Origin of the sequence: Lactiplantibacillus paraplantarum, from assembly GCF_003641145.1 — a bacterium.
In the GTDB taxonomy this organism is placed as follows: domain Bacteria; phylum Bacillota; class Bacilli; order Lactobacillales; family Lactobacillaceae; genus Lactiplantibacillus; species Lactiplantibacillus paraplantarum.
This window is the reverse complement of sequence record NZ_CP032744.1, coordinates 1,251,129-1,269,829: the sequence shown is the minus strand read 5'-3', so window position 1 is coordinate 1,269,829 and position 18,701 is coordinate 1,251,129. Positions and strand designations below refer to the sequence as shown.

At 44.8% G+C, this 18,701-nt stretch carries 19 protein-coding genes; 11 read left to right on the top strand and 8 right to left on the bottom strand.

The genetic code is table 11. The features are described 5' to 3' along the window. On the bottom strand, positions 1-798 hold the full coding sequence (gene sufC / locus LP667_RS06050) for a Fe-S cluster assembly ATPase SufC (protein WP_021731768.1): 798 nt from the start codon (positions 796-798) through the stop codon (positions 1-3). A 255-nt stretch (positions 799-1,053) separates the two neighbouring features. Here sufC and LP667_RS06045 point away from each other — a divergent pair, with 255 nt between their 5' ends. Genes LP667_RS06045 through LP667_RS06035 form a run of 3 tightly spaced genes read left to right on the top strand, consistent with a single transcriptional unit; the run spans position 1,054 to position 3,449 of the window. After that, positions 1,054-1,278 carry a FeoA family protein gene (locus LP667_RS06045; protein ID WP_056988314.1) on the top strand — a complete coding sequence of 75 codons (225 nt, stop codon included), beginning with the start codon at positions 1,054-1,056 and terminating at the stop codon, positions 1,276-1,278. A 1-nt stretch (position 1,279) separates the two neighbouring features. Further along, the gene (gene feoB, locus LP667_RS06040; RefSeq protein ID WP_021731770.1) at positions 1,280-3,268 is read left to right on the top strand and encodes a ferrous iron transport protein B; all 1,989 of its coding nucleotides are present in this window, start codon (positions 1,280-1,282) and stop codon (positions 3,266-3,268) included. A gap of 16 nt (positions 3,269-3,284) precedes the next feature. Continuing rightward, positions 3,285-3,449 (top strand): FeoB-associated Cys-rich membrane protein, encoded by a 165-nt coding sequence (locus LP667_RS06035; protein WP_011101416.1) that lies wholly within the window; start codon positions 3,285-3,287, stop codon positions 3,447-3,449. A gap of 284 nt (positions 3,450-3,733) precedes the next feature. Here LP667_RS06035 and murC read toward each other — a convergent pair whose 3' ends face one another. The 3 genes from murC to ytpR all read right to left on the bottom strand — a co-directional run bounded on the left by murC (position 3,734) and on the right by ytpR (position 8,767). Beyond that, positions 3,734-5,044 carry a UDP-N-acetylmuramate--L-alanine ligase gene (gene murC / locus LP667_RS06030; protein WP_021731771.1) on the bottom strand — a complete coding sequence of 437 codons (1,311 nt, stop codon included), beginning with the start codon at positions 5,042-5,044 and terminating at the stop codon, positions 3,734-3,736. A 61-nt stretch (positions 5,045-5,105) separates the two neighbouring features. After that, on the bottom strand, positions 5,106-8,093 hold the full coding sequence (locus tag LP667_RS06025; RefSeq protein ID WP_056988315.1) for a DNA translocase FtsK: 2,988 nt from the start codon (positions 8,091-8,093) through the stop codon (positions 5,106-5,108). 32 nt (positions 8,094-8,125) lie between these two features. Next, positions 8,126-8,767, bottom strand: a complete 642-nt coding sequence (ytpR, locus tag LP667_RS06020; RefSeq protein ID WP_021731773.1) for a YtpR family tRNA-binding protein — start codon at positions 8,765-8,767, stop codon at positions 8,126-8,128. A 168-nt stretch (positions 8,768-8,935) separates the two neighbouring features. Here ytpR and LP667_RS06015 point away from each other — a divergent pair, with 168 nt between their 5' ends. Next, positions 8,936-9,259: a PepSY domain-containing protein gene (locus LP667_RS06015; protein WP_003640256.1), complete on the top strand. Its 324-nt coding sequence runs from the start codon at positions 8,936-8,938 to the stop codon at positions 9,257-9,259. A 133-nt stretch (positions 9,260-9,392) separates the two neighbouring features. Here the strand turns inward: LP667_RS06015 and trmB are convergent, their stop codons facing one another. From trmB to LP667_RS05995, 4 genes are all read right to left on the bottom strand, one after another. Continuing rightward, positions 9,393-10,037: a tRNA (guanosine(46)-N7)-methyltransferase TrmB gene (gene trmB, locus LP667_RS06010; protein ID WP_056988316.1), complete on the bottom strand. Its 645-nt coding sequence runs from the start codon at positions 10,035-10,037 to the stop codon at positions 9,393-9,395. Positions 10,038-10,120: 83 nt separating this feature from the next. Then, a complete protein-coding gene (locus LP667_RS06005; RefSeq protein ID WP_021731775.1) occupies positions 10,121-10,906 on the bottom strand; it encodes a phosphotransferase family protein in 786 nt (261 codons plus the stop codon). Between the two features lie 118 nt (positions 10,907-11,024). Beyond that, positions 11,025-12,230: an ABC transporter permease gene (locus LP667_RS06000; RefSeq protein ID WP_021731776.1), complete on the bottom strand. Its 1,206-nt coding sequence runs from the start codon at positions 12,228-12,230 to the stop codon at positions 11,025-11,027. Continuing rightward, positions 12,223-12,960 carry an ABC transporter ATP-binding protein gene (locus LP667_RS05995; RefSeq protein ID WP_021731777.1) on the bottom strand — a complete coding sequence of 246 codons (738 nt, stop codon included), beginning with the start codon at positions 12,958-12,960 and terminating at the stop codon, positions 12,223-12,225. Before LP667_RS05995 ends, LP667_RS06000 begins: the two co-directional genes overlap by 8 nt. 196 nt (positions 12,961-13,156) lie before the next feature. Here LP667_RS05995 and LP667_RS05990 point away from each other — a divergent pair, with 196 nt between their 5' ends. From LP667_RS05990 to LP667_RS05960, 7 genes are all read left to right on the top strand, one after another. After that, a complete protein-coding gene (locus tag LP667_RS05990) occupies positions 13,157-13,609 on the top strand; it encodes an HIT family protein (RefSeq protein ID WP_021731778.1) in 453 nt (150 codons plus the stop codon). A 10-nt stretch (positions 13,610-13,619) separates the two neighbouring features. Next, complete coding sequence (locus LP667_RS05985; RefSeq protein WP_021731779.1) at positions 13,620-13,961, top strand: YtxH domain-containing protein; 342 nt, start codon at positions 13,620-13,622, stop codon at positions 13,959-13,961. Between the two features lie 234 nt (positions 13,962-14,195). Beyond that, the gene (locus tag LP667_RS05980; RefSeq protein ID WP_021731780.1) at positions 14,196-15,092 is read left to right on the top strand and encodes a peptidylprolyl isomerase PrsA; all 897 of its coding nucleotides are present in this window, start codon (positions 14,196-14,198) and stop codon (positions 15,090-15,092) included. A 716-nt stretch (positions 15,093-15,808) separates the two neighbouring features. Beyond that, positions 15,809-16,513, top strand: a complete 705-nt coding sequence (locus LP667_RS05975; RefSeq protein WP_021731781.1) for a WxL domain-containing protein — start codon at positions 15,809-15,811, stop codon at positions 16,511-16,513. Positions 16,514-16,532: 19 nt separating this feature from the next. Continuing rightward, positions 16,533-17,213, top strand: coding sequence for a WxL domain-containing protein (locus tag LP667_RS05970; protein WP_021731782.1), 681 nt, complete (start codon positions 16,533-16,535; stop codon positions 17,211-17,213). A gap of 9 nt (positions 17,214-17,222) precedes the next feature. Continuing rightward, positions 17,223-18,269, top strand: coding sequence for a WxLIP family cell surface protein (locus LP667_RS05965; RefSeq protein ID WP_021731783.1), 1,047 nt, complete (start codon positions 17,223-17,225; stop codon positions 18,267-18,269). A 59-nt stretch (positions 18,270-18,328) separates the two neighbouring features. Further along, positions 18,329-18,700, top strand: a complete 372-nt coding sequence (locus LP667_RS05960; RefSeq protein ID WP_021731784.1) for an LPXTG cell wall anchor domain-containing protein — start codon at positions 18,329-18,331, stop codon at positions 18,698-18,700. Position 18,701 lies beyond the last annotated feature (1 nt).

Genomic DNA, 18,701 nt, shown 5'->3' with positions numbered 1-18,701 from the left:
CTAGTCTTCGTCGTCAACAAGTTTGACGTCGATATTCAAATCATCACGCAACCCAGCATAACCTTCTTTTTCAAGGGTCTTTGCTAAGTCGGCATTGCCAGTCTTGACGATCCGGCCACCCATCATCACATGAACGACATCGGGCACAATGTAGTTCAACAGCCGTTGATAATGCGTGATGATTAATGAACCAAAGTTATCGCCGCGCATTGAATTAACACCCTTGGAAACCACTTGTAATGCATCGATATCCAATCCCGAATCAATTTCGTCCAGTAAAGCGAATGATGGCTTGATCATCAATAATTGCAAAATCTCGTTACGCTTCTTTTCACCACCGGAGAAACCTTCGTTTAAGTAACGTTCCGTCATGGATTCGCTCATATTAAGTAGTGCCAAGTTCTTGTCGAGCTCTTTAAGAAAGGCCATCACTGAGATCTGATCATCGGCAGGTCGGCGTGCGTTCATTGCTGCCCGTAAAAATTCAGCATTAGTGACCCCTTGAATTTCAGCTGGATACTGCATGCCGAGGAAGAGTCCCTTACGTGCACGTTCATCAACTGGCATGTTGACGATGCTTTCGCCATTCAATAAGATATCGCCTTGAGTGATGTGGTACGCCGGTTGACCCATAATAGTTTGTGATAAAGTGGACTTACCAGTCCCATTTGGTCCCATAATGGCGTGAATTTCACCAGTTTTCATAGATAAATTGACGCCTTTTAAAATCTCGCGAGACTTTTGTTGCTCATCATCCGTCACTTCAACGTGTAAATCTTTAACTTCCAAGGTTGCCATTTGAATCATCCTCCAACAATTAAATTTATTACCCAAGCCGTTATTCCTTCCGTATATAATGATTAGTCAACGGCTTCAACAAAAATAGCGTAACATCAGCCTTTTTGTATTCTATACTTAGAGTATAACCGTTTTCATTTCAAAAGAAAATAAGGCTTTTCCCCATATTAATAAAAGCCCTTTCATGCTATGATGTAGGTATAATATTTTCGATGAATTATTCACTATTGGAATATTCAGAAAGGACTGAGCCTTATGCTAAGTCAATCCGTTACTAATACATCACAATTACATATTCAACAATTCACAGGTTTAGATACTCAGACCGTTCAACGATTGCACAGCTTAGGGTTACACGTGGGCAGCCCGCTGGCCGTTATTCGCTATTATCCGTTTCACGGACCCGTAATTGTTCAGATTGATCAACAGCGAATTGGGATTCGATACACCGTATTCCAAACACTGATTGGAGGCCATTAAGATGACGACGGTTGCATTGCTCGGAAATCCCAATACTGGTAAGACCACGCTATTCAATGAACTGACGGATAAATACGCGTATGTTGGCAATTGGACTGGCGTGACCGTTGAGAAGAAGATGGGCCGGATTCGGCATTCCGAAGTTGAAATGGTCGATTTACCCGGGGTCTATTCGCTTAATCCGATTACCAAGGATGAAGCAGTCGTCACCAACTACCTGCTGCATAACCATCCTGACCTAATTCTGAATGTGACCAACGCGAGTCAGCTCAAGCGTAACTTGTTGCTGTCGATCGAAGTGTTGGAATTTGGTGCACCAGTGATTATCGCACTCAATATGATTGATGACCTCAAACGGACGGGCCATTATTATGATTTTGACACGCTAGCTGAACAACTTGGCTGTCAGATCAAGGCGACTAACGCCCGCAATAAAGAAGGGCTGAAGCAGCTACGCGAAGACTTATTGGCAGGACCCCATCCGGCCGCGACACCGCTCAAACTCAACTATCCTTTCATGATTGAGCAAGCCATTCGTCAGGCTAGCCAACAGCTCATCAAAAAGTTTGATTTGACAGCAGACTTCGCACGGTGGCTGACGATTCAATTTATTAACCAAAATAAGCCCATTCGAGCCTACGCGAAACACATGGGCTTGACACCACTCACTAGTCAAGCCGCTTACTACGATGCGCAAAAGTTCGATGAGCAGATCTTCCAAACCCGACTAGATTTTATTGAACAGACCTTAGCCAGCGCTAGTCAAAACTTGGCGAGTACTAGTCATGTGGAAATGACCGCCAAAATTGACAAATGGGTCACCAATCCATTCTTGGGGTTGCCCGTCTTTGTAGGAATCTTCTACTTGATGTTCAAATTATCCTTTGATTGGGTCGGCACGCCCTTGTCAGATTTGTTAGATAGCTTTGTCTCCGGCCCACTGTCCAGCACCGTGAGTCACTGGTTGACCATGGCTGGAGCCATCCCGGTCTTGCGCTCACTGATTGTTAACGGCTTAATTGCCGGGGTCGGTGGCGTGTTGGTCTTTATCCCCCAAATTTTCGTCCTATTTGCCTGTATTTCAATCTTAGAAGATTCGGGTTACATGGCGCGAGCAGCACTAGTCACCGATCGTTTGATGCAGATGATTGGTCTCAATGGGAAGGCCTTTATCCCCCTAATTATTGGATTTGGATGCAACGTCACTGGTATTATGGCCGCCCGGACGATCGAACAACCTAAAGAACGCTTGATTACCACGCTGATTTCCCCATTTATGAGTTGCTCGGCCCGGCTGCCAATCTACAGCTTATTCGTAGCGGCCTTCTTTCCCAAAAATCAGGCCTTGATCGTCTTATCGATTTACTTCTTAGGAATTGCCGTCGCCCTTGGTATGGCTAAATTTTATCAACTGATTTTCAACGTCGATGATAGTTCCGTCTTCATCGTTGAGTTGCCACAGTATCATATTCCACGAGTTGACATTATTTGGCGTGGCACCTGGGACAAGGGCAAGGGTTTCATTAAAAAGGCTGGTACGATCATTTTTGCCGGTACGGTATTGATCTGGTTACTTTCCTCATTCGGCACCAGTGGCTTAGTCAGCGATATCGACAACAGCTTTGCTGCGACACTTGGTAAAACACTATTACCGCTGTTCGCGCCACTCGGTGTGACTGCTTGGCAAGTTATCTCAGCGCTCTTTACTGGGATTCTAGCCAAAGAAGTCATCAGCTCTAGTATGATGGTGATGTTCCATAGCGCTAATCAGGCCGGCTTGATTGCCATGATGGGGCGTTTCTTTACACCCCTATCCGCATACGCGATGCTCGTCTTCATCCTGCTATATGTCCCGTGCTTCGCCACGATTGGGACCATTAAGTCCGAGACTGGGTCAACCAAGTGGGCCGTTTACGCCGTCTTCTCGAGTTTAGTCATTGCCTACACCTTGGCCTTCATTATTTACCAAATTGGCCAATTGTTTATCTGAAAGGAGTTTGATTCACATGGCATTATTCATTAATTTCTTAATTATCGCACTAATTATTGGGGCTGCTGGGTATCAGATTTATCGCGTGGTCAAACGTGCTAAAAAAGGCAAGTGCGCGGCCTGCGACTACGATTGTGAAGCTAAAAAAATGTTAAACAAGGCCCAAAAACAACAAAACTAAGATTGTAGCACCTGCCCCACTAGCCACGTGGTTAACACCTGAAAATCATACACACTAATAAAGCACCAATGACGGAGATTCCAGTGAATTATCCTCATTGGTGCTTTATTTATCGACTGCATAAGTTTCATTAAAACTTGTAAGGCCGAAATAGGACGCGCAAATGCTGTTTGCCAATAATCTCCCCCATTGAGATGTCATCTTGGATGCTAACGCTGGTTAATGACAAATCAATTTAAAGACGGACTAAAAAAGCGTCCCCCACCAGGAACGCTTTTTAAGCATTATTTCATTTGATCTTTATAAATCTTTTCGTACTTTTGAATGTCACCAGCACCCATAAAGACAGCGACAGCATTGTGATAAGCCGTTAAAGCCGACATGTCATCGGTCGTGATAATCTCACCACCATTAGGTAACTTAGCGGCTAAATCTTTAGATGAGACATCGCCGGACTTTTCACGGGCGGAACTGAAAATGTTGGTCAAAAAGACGTGATCGGCCTTGCTTAAGCTGGCTGCAAAGCCGTCCATCAATGCTTTCGTCCGTGAGAACGTATGTGGTTGGAAGACTGCTAAAATTTCCTTATCCGGATACTTTTGGCGGGCAGCATCCAACGTTGCTTTAATTTCAGATGGATGATGTGCATAGTCGTCAATCATAACCATATCGCCAACTTGCTGTTCTGAAAAACGTCGCTTAACACCACTAAAGTCGAGGAGTTCCCGCCGAATTTCATCCAAGTTTACTTTTTCAAAATAGGATACCGCAATGACAGCCGTACTATTTAAGACGTTGTGTTCACCAAACAACGGAATCTCGAATTCCCCTAACGACTCATCGTGGTACTTCACTTCGAATGAAGACCCCTTAGTCGTCCGTTTGATATTCACCGCTTGAAAGTCGTCACGGTCATTCGTCCCGTAATAGTAAATTGGGGTATCAACGTCAAGATTCCGTAGACTTTCGTCGTCACCCCAAGCAAAGATGCCCTTCTTTACTTGATTACCAAATTGTTGGAAAGCGGCTTGAACATCAGCCAAATCCTTGTAATAGTCAGGATGGTCAAAGTCAACGTTCGTCATGATCGCATAGTCGGGGTGGTAAGCGACAAAGTGCCGCCGATATTCGTCCGCTTCAAAGACGAAGAAGCGCGCATCAGGCGTACCCTTGCCAGTTCCATCACCAATCAAGTAGCTCGTTGGGGCAATATGGCTCAACACGTGTGATAGTAAGCCAGTTGTCGACGTCTTACCATGAGTACCAGCCACACCGATACTTGTAAAGCCCTCCATTAATTTGCCAAGGAATTCATGATAACGGTAAACGGGTAGGCCCATCTCACGAGCCTTCTTGATTTCAGGATGATCATCAGTAAATGAATTCCCAGCAATCACCGTCAAGCCTTCACGAATATTAGCTTCCGAAAACGGCAACATCTTGATACCGGCCGCAGCCAGTCCTTTTTGCGTGAACGTGTATTGTTCGATATCTGAGCCTTCAACTTGATAACCTTTGTCATGCAAAATTAAAGCTAATGAGCTCATACCAGAGCCCTTGATCCCAACAAAATAATAAACCGTTGCTTTATCCATTATATTAATAATCTCCCATATTCACAATTCATCAACCATGCGGTGAATCGTTTATTTTTAATTATGAATTGGCTTGTAATTTAGTTAAATCTGCTGCCGTAAAATATACATCGCGTGGTTTGGATCCCTTAGCTGCTGAAACATAGCCGCGACTTTCCAAATCATCAATAATATTAGCCGCTCGATTGTACCCGATTGAGAAGTTTCGTTGCAATTTTGATGTCGACATAGTGTCTTCATCGGCGATATAAGCCAAGGCTTCAGGCATTAGATCATCTTCATTGCGTGCTGCTTCCTCATGTTTCATTAAGCTGTCTGGCTGGAATTCATAGTGCGGCGCCGCCTGATCACGAACAAACTGGGTAATACTATCAATTTCACTATCCACAAACGTCCCCTGCAACCGAAGCGGCGCGGGTTGGCCGTTACCAAGATACAACATATCCCCGCGTCCTAACAGGCGTTCCGCCCCACTCGCGTCCAGAATTGTCCGCGAATCGATCTGACTAGCAACCATGAAGGCCACCCGCGTTGGAATATTATTCTTGATCAAACCAGTGACCACATCAACACTTGGCCGCTGGGTCGCAACTAGTAAATGAATCCCTGCCGCTCGGGCTTTCTGGGTAATCCGGGCAATGTAGTCTTGGACTTCACTAGAGGCAACCATCATTAAGTCAGCTAACTCGTCAATGACAATCACAATATACGGCATCTTCAAGGCAGGTTCACCATGTTCATCAGCTAGTTTATTGAATTGTTCAATATTACGAGCACCACCAGCCGCTAGTTTGTCGTACCGATTGTCCATCTCATCAACAACCCATTTTAGCGCTGCTGAGGCTGCTTTAGGTTCTGAAATCACAGGTGCTAGTAGGTGTGGAATCTCGTTATATGGTGCTAATTCAACCGCTTTTGGATCAATTAACAATAATTTGACCTGTTGCGGATTAGCCTTATACAAGATTGAAACCAAAATACTATTGATAAAAACTGATTTACCAGAACCAGTTGCCCCGGCAATCAATCCGTGAGGCATCTTCCGCAAGTCAGTGACTTGTGGTTGACCAAACAAATCGACACCGAGTGCTACAGTCAGTGGTGATTGACTATCACGGAATTTATCCGAGTCCAATACCTCAGACAACATAACTGGTCGGGACTTCTTGTTTGGAATTTCGATACCAATTGTATTACGACCTGGTATCGGCGCTTCAATTCGAATATCCTTCGCAGCCAAGGCCAGCTTCAAGTCATCATTTAAGTTGGTGATTTTGCTGACCTTGACGCCTCGAGCCGGTTTTACTTGGAACTGGGTAACAGTTGGACCAATCGTCCAGTCGACCACGTTAGCGTTGACACCAAATGCGTCAAGTGATTCGTCTAAAGCACTGGCCTTCTGTTCGATCCAATCGTCCATTTCTGATTCATTCGCAACGATTGGTGCCTTTAATAAATTCAACGGTGGTAAATGGTATGCCGCTAATTCCTTATCTTCAAGGACCGGAGCAGCCGAACCCCCACTGTGAACTAACTCGGGTTGTGAATCCAATGCTGGTGTCTCCGACAATGCAGGACTAGTTGTGACCGCCGAAGTAGCAACTTGTGCTGGCTCCGTTGTCGCATTAGCACCCCCACTCCCCTGTGAAACCGGCATGGTGGCGGTAGCACTAACTGACACTATGGCCGTCGATGTTGCTGCGGGACTCGTGCTGACTGGGCGCATCCCAACGGGTTGATAGGGCTCTTCATCAACCTGCGAATGGGGCTCAATAGCAGCCGATTTTGAGGCTGCTGAAACGGCCGCTGCTGATTGATCCTTAAACAAGGCCAAATCGGCTTGCGCATCGTGTTCAGCAGTCATAATATCCCCTAAAGACAATCCTAAACCATGCGTTGGCTTAGGTGCTGTACTGGTTGCCGCTGATTTTATTTCAGTTAGATCAGATGCAGCATTGGCACTCGCCGCAGATACTGCTAGACTCGGATCAGTCGGTTCAAATACTTCTGTAGGACCTGCCGATGCCAAACTAACTGCCTTTGGCGCATTAACAGCCGCTGCAGACGCTGCTAGAGCTGGATCAGTCGGTTCAAATACTTCTGTAGGACCTGCCGATGCCAAACTAACTGCCTTTGGCGCATTAACGGCCGCTGCAGACGCTGCTAGAGCTGGATCAGTCGGTTCAAATACTTCTGTAGGGCTTGCTGATGCCAAACTAACTGCCTTTGGCGCATTAACGGCCGCTGCAGACGCTGCTAGAGCTGGATCAATCGGTTCAAATACTTCTGTAGGAGCCGTTGATACCGCTGAATTATCGACTGGCCGCGTATTAATTGCAGCCGCTGAACGTGCTAATTCAGGCTCAGTCGGTTCAAACACTTCCGTCGGCCGCACACTGGTTGCTGATGTTGCTGGCAACGTCGCCGGCATCCCCGTCTGTGACGAGTCAGTCGCGTCCGATTCAGCCGTTACAGCCCGCATTGCTTGGCTAGCGATCGTCGTACTGGCAGAAACAGCCGCGATTGCATGTTCGGCATGGCTAGTGACCGCTACTGTCGTTGACTGTTGACCAGCTGATTGTTCAGTACGACTAGTCTCCGCCGGGCTAGCATCCAATGAGCGTTGCAAGTCAACAACTGGTAAATCAGCTGCCGTCGTATCTGCAAATAACAAGAAGGTTTCCGGCCGTTTATGCAAACTCGCTTCGATCTCTAAGTAATTACGATCATCGTGATCCTGAATAATACCACCATTCGTTAAAGCCGGACTAAGTTGTGACGGTACCCGAGACGGATGAAAAGTCCCGTGCGTCCCACCATTAAAAAGTGTTGAGCTAGTCGTAGCATCACTAGTTGGCCGAGCAGCTTGACTGGCTACCTGCTTGGAATCCTTTGCTTGACTAGTTGGTCGCTTAGACACCGCACTAGCGGCGGATTGCGGGCTAGCCGACGCCACTGCAGAAGTTGATTGACTGGCCGCTGAATTATTCACTTGTGGTTTATTAAATCGATATTTCCGGAAAAATGCCGGGCCATCATAATGGTTCATTTTCAATCATCCTAGTTTTTAATGTCTGCAAGTTAAGCGGTAAATAATGTCTGGGCGCGTTTGAAATCAAACGCTGCACCCACTGGTTGATAATCGGCTGGCAAAATCAAAGCGCCTGGTCGTTGTGGTGCATTCGGTAAATGCAATTCTCGTCCAGAGACAATCATGCCGTCACTCTTAACGCCTCGTAATTCACCCGGCCAAATAATTAAACCGCTAGGCATCATTGCACCGACTTTAGCCACGACAACTAAAATGTCCGCCTGCATATTAGGGGAACCACTCACAATCTGAAGCGGCTGATCTGAGCCAATATTGGTCTTGGTAATCTGCAAATGATCAGATTTAGGATGTGCTTCGGCCGATTCCACGTAGCCGACCACAAACTTAGGGTCAGTGTCTAACACTAATTCGGGTTCAAAATCATTGGTTTTTAATAAATTATTTAATTGTTCAACTTGTTCGGTCGTTAAGTGAACTTGGCCATTAGCGTTTAAGTCACCTAACGTCTTGGAAACGTCAAAGAAATTATAGCCTAAGGTTTCCCCACTGTCAGCGTCGCTAATGCGCGTCACATTGGCATGTGTCTCAATCGTTTGGGTGGCCGTATCTGGTCGTAAAATGGTGATTAACGTGTCACCTAATTCTGATGGATTATAACTTGTAATTAACATGTGAAACCCCTTTACTCTCATTTTAGCGTTCAATACTATATTATATCGTATTTTTCTTAAATCATACTGATTAATTATGACTTTTCTTTGTATTCTCGTCAATCATTGGTATACTAAATTTAAATAAAACATTTCCTAGTCAAGTTAGCTGAAAGGAGACGCAACATCATGAATAAACAATTACAATATGGCGGCTTGTTAGCAGTTGGGATGGCTGGCATCGCCGGGGGCTTTTCCGTTGGCGGACTGTTCAAGCGGTTGCGCCGCCCCACCCCTAACCAAATTCTTAGCCAAGTCAAGCGCGCATTCTTGAAGGAAGCACCGATTGAAGGCTCGTGGATCGAAATGAAAAAATCCCCACTACAAAAATTCGCGTTACGTACAGACGTCTACTATGGCGGCATTACCCGTTACGAGGATGGTCAGCTGGTACAATACGAATTTTTAGCAGATGCGAATACTGGTAGTATTTTAGACATTTATCGACTTTAATAACTAGCAACCAACATAACATAAAATTGAGCCGCAGAATTCCGATTCCGCAGCTCAATTTTTATATTCCACGATAATTATATCTAAAACAAAAAAACAGCGAGCGTATCGACGCTCACCGTTCTCATTCAATCTATTCAGCTGGGAAAGTTGCAATAATTTTGTAAATGGGTCCTGCCACACTGAACTTCTGTTCATATTCAGTTTCGACGTTATCTTCAGGCGTTGCAACAGCGTGTAGATCCAGCCAGACTTGTTCAAACCGCATGCCGAAATTATTCATACTCGTTAACGAAAATTCAAACAAGCCGCGATTATCGGTTTTAAATTCAATCTGGCCGTTGGTTTTTAAGACTTCTCGATAACTACTCAAAAACGATTTGTACGTCAAACGGCGCTTTTCATGACGAGATTTGGGCCAGGGATCAGAGAAGTTCAAGTACAAACGGTCAACTTCATGAGGCTCAAAAAAGGCCGTCACCGCCTGCCCATCTGCGTGTGCTAATTGTAAATTAGGTAACGGCGCTTCAACTAGTTTCTTTAAGATAATCGCAATCACTGAGGTCTGAATCTCAATCGCCACATAATTAATTTCAGGATGGCGCTTGGCCATCTCAATAATGAATTGGCCCTTGCCGCTACCAACTTCAATCTGGAGCGGTTGCGCTTTGGCAAAACGACTTTGCCAATGCCCTTTATATTGCGTTGGATCTTCGGTAATTAGTTCTGGGTGGGCGGCAATTAACTTGGGTGCCCACGGTTTATTTCTCACACGCATCTTGTTGACTCCTTCTTCATCGGCTGACTCAATAAAATAGCCGCGAATTCCGACTGGGACTCGCGGCTATCGGTTGGTCGTTATTAAACTTCGTATTGCGATAGTTCTTCCAAAAAGATAATTTCATGGTTCATCTGATGGTACTGATTCCGATAATAATTATCCTTAATATTCAATAGTAAATTAATCTTTGCATACCATACGACCCGTGTTCGTAAGGCGGTCGTCATGGTCTCGCCATACTCACTAAACCACTGTTGCCAATCTTTCAATGGCACATATTCGCATAGCAACATGCTAATATCTGAAGCCGGATCCGCAAACCGTGCGGAGTCCCAATCAACTAAGTACAGTTGTTGTCGATCAGATAACAACCAGTTCTTATGGTTAAGATCACCATGACAGACACGATAATCAGTGACTGGTAAAGTTGGTGCAGTTCCTTTTAATTCACTAAGTACCCGGGCCATTAACGGGTGCTGCCGTAAATCATCTGGTAAATCTTGTAAATATTGCTGGATAAAGTCTTGCGGCCGAGCACTCTGACCACCGACTTTTCTTAACATCCGATGAAGCAACTCGGAATTGTGCACACGTGCCAATAAATGCGCCACTTCAGGCAGCCGCATTTGTTGCTTCGTTAAAGTTTGACCATTCAACCACTCTTGGGCAGTCAGCGTATCACCACTAGAGATACGCTTTGTCCAGATCAATCGCGGGGTAATTTCTTCCATCGACAGCGCCGCTAGGAACGGCGAGGCGTTTCGCTTTAAGAACAATCGTTGGTGATTTTTTTTGCCCATGAAAGCTTTGTTCGTATTCCCATAGATCGGGTAGACGTCCCAGCCATCATCAAGTTCGAAATCCATCAGCCCCACTCCTCTCAAAATTTATTTAATGACTCATTATTATTTGACTTAACAATCACATTTTATAGACGAAAGTTGAATCCGTCAAGTCCTTTTTAAGCCTTGATACAACAAGGTTTTAGGCTAATCGTAATTTAAGATACCAAGTAACTAAGAGATAGATTTCAATCACGTTAACCACAAGTAAAATTCCGACTTGAGCTAACGATGCGTTGCTTAACCAAAAGGCAATCAAAAAGACAACGCCGGTCACACTCAGCACATTTCGTAATAACCGTTGAAAATTCTGCAACCGTTGCTGAGTCGTCAACGGATAAATGTGCGTAAAAACTATATTATCGTATTGCTTGTAAAACGGCAACAGTTGGAACCCAATCAAATAAATAAACAAGGCATCCAACGCTATCGCCAACCAGCCATGACCACTAAAGTACAACAATACCGCACCAATCAATGTCAACCGGACAACTAACCCACTAAACTCGGTCCCACGCAACATGCCACGCGTGTATAAATAACCAAATGCATGTTGCTGATCTTTAGGTAACCACCGTAATAACCAGTCCAAATAGCGACGCCGTTTGACGCTTCCTTGAACCATCGGCACATCAGTAAATAAATTAAAGAACCGGTAAATACCTAACATGCGGTTCGCCTCAGCGTTAATATCATCACGCCAAGCCACCACCGTTGTTGGCCAGATTCGCTGGTGCAAATAACGTTGCCCAATTGCGACAACGATGGCGATCAAAGCACTTAACCACGGTGTCACCATTAAGCCCAGCGCTAACGTTACTAACGCGACCAACCAGTATAGGGGACGCAACCAGCGCTTAATCGTTGGCGACACTTGATATAAGTTCGTCACGCTCAAGGTTAATTGGGCATCTTTTAATGCCAATTGAGTAATTAATAATGCTAGCAGTGACCACCCTGTCATTTGATCGACAATCATGAGTAACGGCACGGTCAGCCCCACGAAGATCACTTGAACGACTTGCGCCAGCCACCAACTATACCGCCATGCTTTGACAAAGTAAGCATGAACATCACGTTCACGTGGTAATAAGAAAACAGCATCGGCCGGCTCTAATAACGTCGCGATATGACTAACACTTAGTCCAATCCACAATAAGAGACCCAGGAGCACAATGATCCACGTCTGCTGCGGGCCGAGAGACTTCAGCCAATTCGAATAAGCTAGACCAAGGCCACCAACAAAAAACATCAGGGCAATCACAAAATGATCATTAAAAACCAGCCGTAAGTAACGTAGCATCCGGCGTAAATGACGCTGTAGCCGCGTTTGAAACAACTCATTCATCACGGGTCACCCCGGTCAATGAAAGATAAATATCATTTAACGACTCACCGGCATCCGGATAATTCGTTTTGATTTCAGCAAAAGTCCCCTGTGTTTGTACTTCACCAGCGTGTAATAACACAAACTTATCGCAAGCTTTTTCAGCCGTGTCTAAGACGTGAGTTGACATCAACACGGCAGCGCCCTGTGCTTTGACCGTTGCAATTAGCGCCAATAAATCGTGTACTGCTAACGGATCAAGCCCTAAGAACGGTTCATCAATAATAAACAACTTAGCGTTAGTGATGAATGCACAAACAATCATCACTTTTTGTTTCATACCCTTTGAAAAATTAGCGGGAAACCAATCCAACTTATTATCTAATCGGAAGGTTTTTAATAAGTCATGAGCGCGTTGCCAAGCCTGATCTTGATCTAAACCATAAGCTAACATCGTCATTTCTAAATGTTCTTTTAAAGTCAATTCTTCATATAATATTGGGGTCTCTGGAATGTACGCAATCTGACTTTTATAACTTTGCGGATCCTGTGCCAACGTCACGCCGTTAAGCGCGATCGTGCCTTTCATGGGGGTCAACAGCCCAATAATATGATTAATGGTCGTTGATTTACCAGCCCCATTAAGTCCAATCAAGCCAACTAACTCACCGGGTTCCACCTGAAAACTAATATCTTTTAGGACGGGAATTTGCGAATACCCACCAATTAAGTGCTGTACCGCTAATGCCATAACGTTAACCTCTTTCTGTGTTGGTATAAGTGTTCCTATTATAGCATAGCAACTACTTCAGCCACTATCGGGCCATCTCGTGGCACGTCAACTTTACCGAAACTTCACGATTACTGTTCAGTGTCGCCCGCGCTTTGATTGCGGTAACACCGATAGTGTATAATGAAGCTAACTAATAAATAAAGAAGGTTATCACATGACAGCTTTTGAACCAAAACTCGATGACGATTGTATCTTTTGTAAAATTATTAAGGGCGATATTCCGAGCTATACCGTTTATGAAGACGACATGGTCAAAGCCTTTCTCGACATTTCCCAAGGCACCCCTGGGCACACCCTCGTAGTACCCAAGACACACGTTGCTGATATCTTTGGCTATGACCGTGATCTTGCTAGTATTGTGTTCGCCCGAATTCCTGAAATTGCCCGCGCCATTAAAGCTTCTGACGACAACATTATTGGCATGAACATCGTTAACAACAATGGTGCGGTAGCTTATCAGTCCGTCTTCCACTCCCATTTCCACCTCATCCCACGTTACAGCGATAAAGATGATTTTCGGATGATTTTTAAAGATAATGCCAAAAAGTATGATGAAACCGACTACACCCGTTTACAAAACGCCATCAAAACTGAATTAGCACACTAGGAGGCTTAACATGGCAAAGTTTATTCGTAACGGTCTGATTGGCTTAGGTCTCAGTGCCACGGCTTACATGTTGATCAACCAGAAAACACCCAAAGCACTCTATACTGACATTAAAAGTTATGTGCAAGAGGTTTTAGATGCCGCGGATGATTTACAGGATGCACGGGAAGAATTTAGTGATGCGCAGCGTAACCTGAGTGTCCAAATGGCCCACGCAGCCGAAGTTTTTGATGATATTCAAACTGAACTGGACAAATTTCAATTCAAAATTGAGCCCCATATGGCAATTATGAAGACGCGAGCTGATCATCTACAAGCAACCTTAGATCACTTAACTAATACACCGGATTAATAACGTAATCGCGTGTCTGTCATGCAGGCACGCGATTCTTTTGTTTGCTATCTTTACAAGCCCATTTTGTTTAAATCTACTGACACATTAGGTAGAATTTATGAAGAGGCTGTGAAATCTCTGAAAATTTTGTAAAGATTTCTATATGCCTGCAGAAGCTTTCATAGATATGGTATAGTAGTCTGTGAAGTCTGCGAATGCAGAACGATTTCAAGAATAGGATGTGTTTTAGGAATGAAGAAATGGCTCATTGCCCTTGCTGGTGTCTTACTAACTTTCACCTTAGCTGGTTGTGGTAGCAAGACCGTTGCATCAACTTCCGGTGGTAAGATTACCGAAAGCCAATATTACAGTAGTATGAAGGGAACCTCTTCAGGTAAGCAAGTCTTACAACAAATGATTCTGAACAAGGTGCTCGAAAAGGATTACGGCTCAAAGGTTTCTACTAAACAAGTGACGAAGCAATATAATACTTACAAGTCACAATATGGTAGTTCTTTCTCAACGGTCTTATCACAAAATGGTTTGACGACTAAGACCTTCAAAGAACAATTACGTTCTAACTTATTGTTGAAAGAAGCCGTTAAAGACAAGGTTAAGATTACTGACAAAGCTTTGAAGAAGCAATGGAAGTCATACGAACCTAAAGTCACGGTTCAACATATCTTAGTTGCCAAGTCTGATACTGCTGACAAAGTCTTGGACGCTTTGAAGAAGGATTCTAGCCAAGCCAACTTTACTAAGTTAGCTAAGAAGTATTCAACTGATACGACGACTAAGAACGATGGTGGTAAGTTATCAGCCTTTGATAACACCGATACAACGCACACCTCTAAATTCTTGACGGCCGCTTTCAAGTTGAAGAACGGCGAATACACCACTTCTGCTGTTAAGACTAGCGACGGTTACGAAATCATTCGGATGATCAAGAACCCTGGTAAGGGTAAGATGTCTGATCACACCGCTGATTTGAAGAAACAAATTTGGGACAATGACATGAGCGACTCCACTGTCTTACAAAGTGTTGTTTCTAAAGTGCTTAAAGGTGGGAACGTTTCAATCAAGGATAGCGATTTGAAGGATATCTTATCGTCATACCTTTCAACCTCATCTTCATCAAGTTCTAACTAAGTTAAGTAAAACTAAACCATCCTGGCATTTAAAACGTCAGGATGTTTTTTTTGTGCTTAAACTACCTTGTTAGAACTGTCATGTGATTCACACTGTGTCATTTCTGACTTATTTGTATGGTGATTTTGAAAAATGACACCGCATCCGTCTGGTCAAAGTCGGATACAAATAAACTATCATTATTTTCACCTACGACCAAGTTCTCAATCACCCCTCAACTAAGCGACGTATCGTCAGAGCAACTACCAGCTGGCTGTTACCAAAAATTACCAGCAATCGCGTCTGTAATTGAATGGTACGTTCCACACACACTGTTCTCAGCTGGTAGACCTAAGTCATCTAATACCAATGCCCATTGCAGTCCATTAATAATTGCTTTTCACCGCACAGCCCCCCTTTAGATTTAAAGAAATAGAAATAATGTCAACATAAATATTTATCAAGTATAAGTGATAGTTTAATCATCTTATACTTGAGAGTTTTTCCAGCATACATCGGTTAAAATCAGTCAAGCTCACAAGTAGCCCCTAAAACAATAAGTTGTTACTAATTGATATGTATTAACCAGCATGCATAAAACTAGCTGAATTCCGGCAGTTCATGATAGTCTTATGACAACGATATGAGATATATAATATTCCGGCCGGAAGTTTATTATCGTTACCTAATGTTTGTTGATCACCGCAGGCCGCACAACCAAAAAGGAGCGATCCATCATGAAAAAAACAGTGATTACTGCAACCATGTTGTTAAGCTTACTGGGAATGCCCGCCGTCATGGCAACGGCTGACTCAACTGCCCGCACAGACACTAATTTGGAATTAACAGAAAATACGGGACCAACTGTTCCAGTGGACCCAACTAATCCAGCCAATCCACAAGACCCAGCAGATCCAGACAACCCGGCTACCGGTAATATGGGCGCCCTAACACTGGACGTGGCCCCCAAAACTTTTAATTTTGGCTCTGTCCAGACCTATGCTGCCGAGCACACTTATGAGGCTACTACGACAGATAGTGGTCATCAATACTTGCAGGTCACCGACAACCGGGGGACTGACGAACAAGGTTGGGCCGTCACCGTTGAGCAAGATCAAGACTTAACTGAAACTGCTGAGAGTGGCACGCACGTCTTGACTGGAACGACCATTCACGTGCCTGCCGGAATTGCACGTAATAGTCTCGCATCCAGCTCGGTTGACCCTGACACCAATCTGGATGTGAAAACTGCCGATGTGACCAATACTAGTGGTGCCGTGACTGTCTTCAGTACCACAACTACCCCGAGTGCTGGTAAAGGAACATCAGTTAAAGCATGGAACCCAACCGACGTAACGTTAACGATCCCCCAAAACACGGCCAAACCAGGAACTTATACCAATACTTTGACTTGGACCTTGACAGCCGCTACCACTAGTTAGTCATAAGGAGGGATCGCTTATGCTTACTCGTTTTAGTCTTAGCGCTGGTTTAGTGATTCTGGGACTAATGACAAGTGGGATGACAGCCATGGGGGCAACGACTGATGGCACAATAACTTTCCAAGATGATACTAGTGCCACAGCACCAGTCGACCCGACTAGTCCTAACGTCCCATTAACGCCCGCTGATCCAAATAACCCAGCTACTAATAACACCGGCACATTAACACTTGACGTGGCTCCTAAAAGCATCGATTTTGGTACCGCAACAACATCCAACGCTGCCAAAACTTATACCGCAACTGGCACCTATAATCAATATCTACAAGTCTCAGACAAACGCACGACTGCCAATGGCTGGCAGGTCAACGTGAAGCAGGATCGCACGTTAACTAACGATAGTAACAATCACGTGCTTAATGGTGCTGTTATTCATCTACCACAAGGAACAGCCCGTAATTCTTTGAATGAGCCAGCTTCGGTAGCCGACACCAAACTAACTGTTGCACCGAGCGTAAGCGTTTCCAGCTTTGACCAAGTCGTTTTCAGCGCCCCAAATCAGGCGGGTGTCGGTAAAGCCACTTCCACAAATACTTGGAACGCGGGTGCAGTGACCCTTTCAATCCCCAAGCTGACGGCCCAAGTCGGTAACTATACGAACAACTTAGTTTGGACGTTAGTTGCTGCAACCACCAACTAGGAGGTAATCATGAAAAAATTGATGTGCTTATTCGGCGTAATTGGTGGCTTGGTTTTCATGAGTTTGACCTCACCAAGCATCCAGGCCACCGCTACCAATGCCGAAGTTCAATATAGTGTTAATAAAATCAGTCCGGGCCAAGAAGTCGATGCTAGCAGTCCGTTTTTCGACCTTAAGGCCAAGGCGGGCACCACTCGTAAAATTCAGGCGCGGGTCTATAACCCGACTGACCAAGCAATTACGGTCAAGACCCAGCTACTCACGACATTTACGAATGATTCAGGCCAAATCGCTTACACCCAAACAGCCAAACGATACGATGCCAGCTTAAAATATCGTTTTGATCAAATTGCGACTTTGGCAGCCGGTTCCGATAAAGTCACGGTCCCCGCCAAAAGTAACCGGGTCGTCAGCGCCACAATCAACATTCCCAAAGGATTCGATACCGGTGTAATCTTAGGCTCATGGTACTTCGAAAAAATGGGGCAAGGCGCGAAAAAAGCATCCAAGGGCGTCAATATTAACCAAAAATATAGTTATGCGTTAGCGGTTAAACTGACGGCCAAAGAAATTGCACAGCCTAAGTTGACTTTGGGGACGGTCACTCCCGGATTACGCAACTATCGCAAAGTCGTGCTCGCGACCATTCGGAACCCAGAACCAGCAGTGGTCTCGCAATTAAAACTGACCACTAAGGTCACGAGAAAAGGCAGTTCCAAGGTACTCTATCAGAACAGTAGCGACAACTTGATCATGGCCCCCAATTCGAACTTCACTTACCCCACTTTTTTAGACGATCAAGTCATGCGGGCGGGTGATTATACCTTATCCGTCACCGCAACGACTAACGACTCCAAATGGGCCAAAAAAACTTGGCATTGGTCCCGGGACTTTAAGATTACGACTGAACAAGCACGTCAAAATAATCAAAAAGCCAAGAATGACCCGGCCGCCCCCATCAGTATCTGGTGGTACGTCCTAATCGTCATTGTAATTGCTGGCTTATCCGCCGGAATCGTTTATCTAATTATGAAACGACACAATCGCAGAACCTAAATAAGCAGTTAATTTTAGATTATCTTCTAACTTGGTACTCAAACAAGGAGGTTATCGTTATGGCTAAATTCAGGCGGCTAGTTTTACTATCATTAAGCCTTGGACTAGCCCTCGCTGGTGGCTGTCGGAGTCCCGATGCCCTAGCGGCAACGTCAACTGACACTAGTGTAACATTGACCGACTGGCAAGCCGGGACGGATCTGACAAATTTCCAACACCCCCGTCCCCATCAGTATCTGGCGGTACCCAATATCATCGCCACCGCTGCTCAACAAGTCTCGACTCAGACGCCATCAGCCGCGGCGATACAGCCGGATCAATCAGTGTTACCACAAACGGATGAGGCCCGCCAACTCTTAGTCTGGTTAGGTCTGTTGACAGCTGGCTTGACTGGTTGGCTCGTGTGGCTCATGCAACGCCGAAGGGAGTGAT

What these genes read in the sequence shown, in the direction of transcription:
- feoB (WP_021731770.1), top strand. Translation starts at nt 1,280, where the DNA reads ATGACGACGGTTGCATTGCTCGGAAATCCCAATACTGGTAAGACCACG.
- LP667_RS06015 (WP_003640256.1), top strand. Translation starts at nt 8,936, where the DNA reads ATGAATAAACAATTACAATATGGCGGCTTGTTAGCAGTTGGGATGGCT.
- LP667_RS06005 (WP_021731775.1), bottom strand. Translation starts at nt 10,906, where the DNA reads ATGGATTTCGAACTTGATGATGGCTGGGACGTCTACCCGATCTATGGG.
- LP667_RS06025 (WP_056988315.1), bottom strand. Translation starts at nt 8,093, where the DNA reads ATGAACCATTATGATGGCCCGGCATTTTTCCGGAAATATCGATTTAAT.
- murC (WP_021731771.1), bottom strand. Translation starts at nt 5,044, where the DNA reads ATGGATAAAGCAACGGTTTATTATTTTGTTGGGATCAAGGGCTCTGGT.
- LP667_RS06035 (WP_011101416.1), top strand. Translation starts at nt 3,285, where the DNA reads ATGGCATTATTCATTAATTTCTTAATTATCGCACTAATTATTGGGGCT.
- LP667_RS05960 (WP_021731784.1), top strand. Translation starts at nt 18,329, where the DNA reads ATGGCTAAATTCAGGCGGCTAGTTTTACTATCATTAAGCCTTGGACTA.
- LP667_RS05965 (WP_021731783.1), top strand. Translation starts at nt 17,223, where the DNA reads ATGAAAAAATTGATGTGCTTATTCGGCGTAATTGGTGGCTTGGTTTTC.
- LP667_RS06045 (WP_056988314.1), top strand. Translation starts at nt 1,054, where the DNA reads ATGCTAAGTCAATCCGTTACTAATACATCACAATTACATATTCAACAA.
- LP667_RS06000 (WP_021731776.1), bottom strand. Translation starts at nt 12,230, where the DNA reads ATGAATGAGTTGTTTCAAACGCGGCTACAGCGTCATTTACGCCGGATG.
- LP667_RS05985 (WP_021731779.1), top strand. Translation starts at nt 13,620, where the DNA reads ATGGCAAAGTTTATTCGTAACGGTCTGATTGGCTTAGGTCTCAGTGCC.
- ytpR (WP_021731773.1), bottom strand. Translation starts at nt 8,767, where the DNA reads ATGTTAATTACAAGTTATAATCCATCAGAATTAGGTGACACGTTAATC.
- LP667_RS05980 (WP_021731780.1), top strand. Translation starts at nt 14,196, where the DNA reads ATGAAGAAATGGCTCATTGCCCTTGCTGGTGTCTTACTAACTTTCACC.
- LP667_RS05975 (WP_021731781.1), top strand. Translation starts at nt 15,809, where the DNA reads ATGAAAAAAACAGTGATTACTGCAACCATGTTGTTAAGCTTACTGGGA.
- sufC (WP_021731768.1), bottom strand. Translation starts at nt 798, where the DNA reads ATGGCAACCTTGGAAGTTAAAGATTTACACGTTGAAGTGACGGATGAT.
- LP667_RS05990 (WP_021731778.1), top strand. Translation starts at nt 13,157, where the DNA reads ATGACAGCTTTTGAACCAAAACTCGATGACGATTGTATCTTTTGTAAA.
- trmB (WP_056988316.1), bottom strand. Translation starts at nt 10,037, where the DNA reads ATGCGTGTGAGAAATAAACCGTGGGCACCCAAGTTAATTGCCGCCCAC.
- LP667_RS05970 (WP_021731782.1), top strand. Translation starts at nt 16,533, where the DNA reads ATGCTTACTCGTTTTAGTCTTAGCGCTGGTTTAGTGATTCTGGGACTA.
- LP667_RS05995 (WP_021731777.1), bottom strand. Translation starts at nt 12,960, where the DNA reads ATGGCATTAGCGGTACAGCACTTAATTGGTGGGTATTCGCAAATTCCC.